The sequence below is a fragment of the Bacillus sp. 522_BSPC genome (genome assembly GCF_001076885.1).
GTDB classification, from domain to species: domain Bacteria; phylum Bacillota; class Bacilli; order Bacillales; family Cytobacillaceae; genus Niallia; species Niallia hominis.
Genome location: NZ_JVDT01000092.1, coordinates 1 through 2,980, shown reverse-complemented (window position 1 = coordinate 2,980; position 2,980 = coordinate 1). Strand labels below are relative to the sequence as shown.

The 2,980-nt window shown below is 35.1% G+C and carries 3 protein-coding genes; 2 read left to right on the top strand and 1 reads right to left on the bottom strand.

Features of this window, described 5'->3' with window-relative positions:
• Nucleotides 1–488 (bottom strand): DoxX family protein (locus ADJ83_RS07335; protein ID WP_048717199.1); only part of this gene is annotated, 488 nt, incomplete at its 3' end.
• Between the two features lie 604 nt (nt 489–1,092).
• Between ADJ83_RS07335 and ADJ83_RS07330 the strand changes: the two genes are divergently transcribed.
• Together ADJ83_RS07330 and ADJ83_RS07325 are read left to right on the top strand one after the other, a co-directional pair.
• Nucleotides 1,093–1,749, top strand: coding sequence for a 5-bromo-4-chloroindolyl phosphate hydrolysis family protein (locus ADJ83_RS07330; RefSeq protein WP_031540291.1), 657 nt, complete (start codon nt 1,093–1,095; stop codon nt 1,747–1,749).
• Nucleotides 1,746–2,882: a toxic anion resistance protein gene (locus ADJ83_RS07325; protein ID WP_031540289.1), complete on the top strand. Its 1,137-nt coding sequence runs from the start codon at nt 1,746–1,748 to the stop codon at nt 2,880–2,882. The genes ADJ83_RS07330 and ADJ83_RS07325 overlap by 4 nt, the downstream gene beginning before the upstream one ends.
• Nucleotides 2,883–2,980 lie beyond the last annotated feature (98 nt).

Sequence of the window (2,980 nt, the reverse complement as noted above, 5' to 3'; positions counted from 1 at the left end):
TTATTATTTCTTCTATTGTTCCATTGCTTTTTGATATATGGCATTGCATAACGGTCTAGACCAAATTTACCTGCGTTTGCACCTGCTACGATAACGAATATTGCTAATAGAATCATTTGTCCATTTGTGCTTACTGTTCCACTAAATAAGAAGGCAAAGTTCATGACCATTCCCATCAATGTTGCAAAGCTTGTGAATAAACCTAGGATTAGTGCGATCCCTACTAGAACTTCTCCCCATTGAACCATGAAACTGAATAAATCCGCATTTGGGAGTGCTATATGTTCTAGAAATGTTGCCCACCATCCTTGTACTGCTGGGTGATCACCTGTGCTATTTGCAATTGCCCCTTGTAAAAATCCACTTGCGTCTAAGCCACCACTTGTAATTTTTTCATAGCCTGCATGGATAAATTGATAACCAAGATAAATTCTAAATATCGCTAAAATTCCGGCAACCACTTTATTATTTCTTAATAAGTCTAACATTTTACTCCATCTCCTTAAGATTAGTTATCTGATTATATTGTTCACTATTTCACATTTCTTTTTACAAGATCTTGTTTGTTTCTTACTACACTTATATAATATCACCATTTCCAACGTAATAAAGATGTTTGTGATGTAATTCACATTTAGTTCACAAAGTTATGTCTGATTGGTGAACTACCTTAATTAAGTATGGTCGGTATATTCGAATGGGATTAGACCACAGAAAAGCGCCAGTTTTCCAAACCTAGATACTGAATCTGCTTTTCGAGTCAAAGTATCTTTTGCCATCTCCGTAAATGTGAAAATTAATGTCAACATTTCTATTATTACATACCATGCCTAATGGAAATCAACGATATAAGTCTAGATTGATAGAATCAAAAGGATCAAATCATTTTTTTATGCTTTTCCACATAGATATAATGTAAGGGACAGTATAAGAAAATACGTCTTTAGTCGTAGACAATATTCCATTTAAAGTCTATAGCAAAAAATAGCCTGTTTACGTTAAAATAGAATTAAATAAAACGTACATTTTTGAAACAAATGTTGATTAGGAACGTATAAAAATTAAAGGATACAAAGGCAGGAGTCGATTATAGTGAACTCATTTTTAATGTTTTTAGTGCGAACAGGCATCTCTTTTCCTGTAGGTGCTTTAACATGGTTAATTAGTTATGTGGGATTTGATCAATATTTCTTCCTTTCCGTTGCATATGGGATAGCAGCAACCGCTGTTACTTATTTTATCTCTGATGGTGTAATCAAGCATCAGTCAATGGTAAGGCAAGGATTATCAAGAAAGGAATATAAATTTATCCAGACGCAATTAAAGGAAGCGAATGAGAAAATTAGTCGTTTAAATCGACACGTATTTGCCATTCGTCACTTTCCTTCCTTTAAACAAAGAATTGATTTAATGCGCGTCACAAAGAAAATCTATCGATTAACGAAGGAAGAGCCACGCCGTTTTTATAAAGCGGACAAATTTTATTATTCTCACTTGGATTCTTTAGTGGAGATTGCTGAAAAATATGCACTGTTATCAGCTCAACCCAAAAAGAACAGGGCATTACAGGCAACTTTAAATGATACAAGAAGAACATTAGAGCAGCTTTCCAGAACGCTAGAAGACGATCTTCATGAAATACTGTCAGATGATATCGATGATTTGCATTTTGAATTAGATGTAGTAAAGCATACTTCTTATAAGGAGAAAGACAAGGATTTGATAGATGAAAGCAGGCGGCCTAAATGACAGATGAACGAGAAATGAAAACTATTTCAAATGATTATTTCTCTGACCCTTTAGGAGAAAGCAATAATTTGTTGATGAAAAAAGGCGAAACAGCTGAAACTGTTCGCCTTATTGATGTTTTGCCACCAGAAAATCAGAAACGGGCATATGAACTGGCGGCTAAGCTTGATCCAACTAATCACCGAATTATGATTTCTTATGGAGCAGAAGCTCAGAAGAAATTGCTGTCTTTTTCTCACATGATGATTGAACACGTTCAGCGAAAAGATGTCGGAGAAGTAGGCGATGTTGTTGGCGAATTAATGGAAAGACTAAATGAAATAAATCCAGATGAATTACGGGTAGAGAAGAAAGGATTTTTTCGCAGATTATTTAGCAGGCCATCTAAAAGTGTTCAGGAGGTCCTTTCTAATTATCAGAAAGCGAGTGCGCAAATAGATCGCATGAGTGTCCGTCTTGAGCGCAGCAAAAATGTCCTGACTGCAGACATTCATCTATTAGAGCAATTGTATGAAAACAATAAAACATATTTCCAAGATTTGAATGTCTATATTGCGGCGGCGGAAATGAAGTATGAAGAAATGACAGAAAAGCTTATTCCTGAGAAAAAAAAGTTAGCGGAAGAATCAGGGGATCGGATGAAGTTACAAGAGGTAAATGATTTCATTCACTTTGCTGAATTACTCGAGAAGCGTATTTTCGATTTAAAAGTCAGCAGGGAAATTACCATACAAACAGCTCCACAAATCCGCTTGATTCAACATACGAATCGAACTGTGATTGATAAAATTCAGTCATCAATTATGACTGCGATTCCACTATGGAGAAATCAAGTTTCCATTGCTTTAACGCTTCTAAGACAGCGGTATGCAATGGAAACGCAAACGAGAATAAACACAAATAGGGTAGAATCAAATGTAAGAGAGATGGCAACAATCGCAAATGAAAATCAATCAGCAATGCAGGAAATAGAATCATTAAAAGAAACACAGTATAAATTGATGAATTCACTAGAAGAGACACTGCAAATCCAAGAAGAAGGCAAGCAAAAACGAAATCAAGCAGAGCAAGAGATTGTCCAAAGAGAAGGTAATTTAAAACAGTCATTAGATACGGCTAATAATAGGTATTAAAAAATTTGAATTTCTTCCGTTTCTGTGGAGAGAACATGAAATATAAAACTAGTAAAAAAGAGGCTGGGACAAAACTAAATAACTAATCTTTAAAGACG

What these genes read in the sequence shown, in the direction of transcription:
- ADJ83_RS07325 (WP_031540289.1), top strand. Translation starts at nt 1,746, where the DNA reads ATGACAGATGAACGAGAAATGAAAACTATTTCAAATGATTATTTCTCT.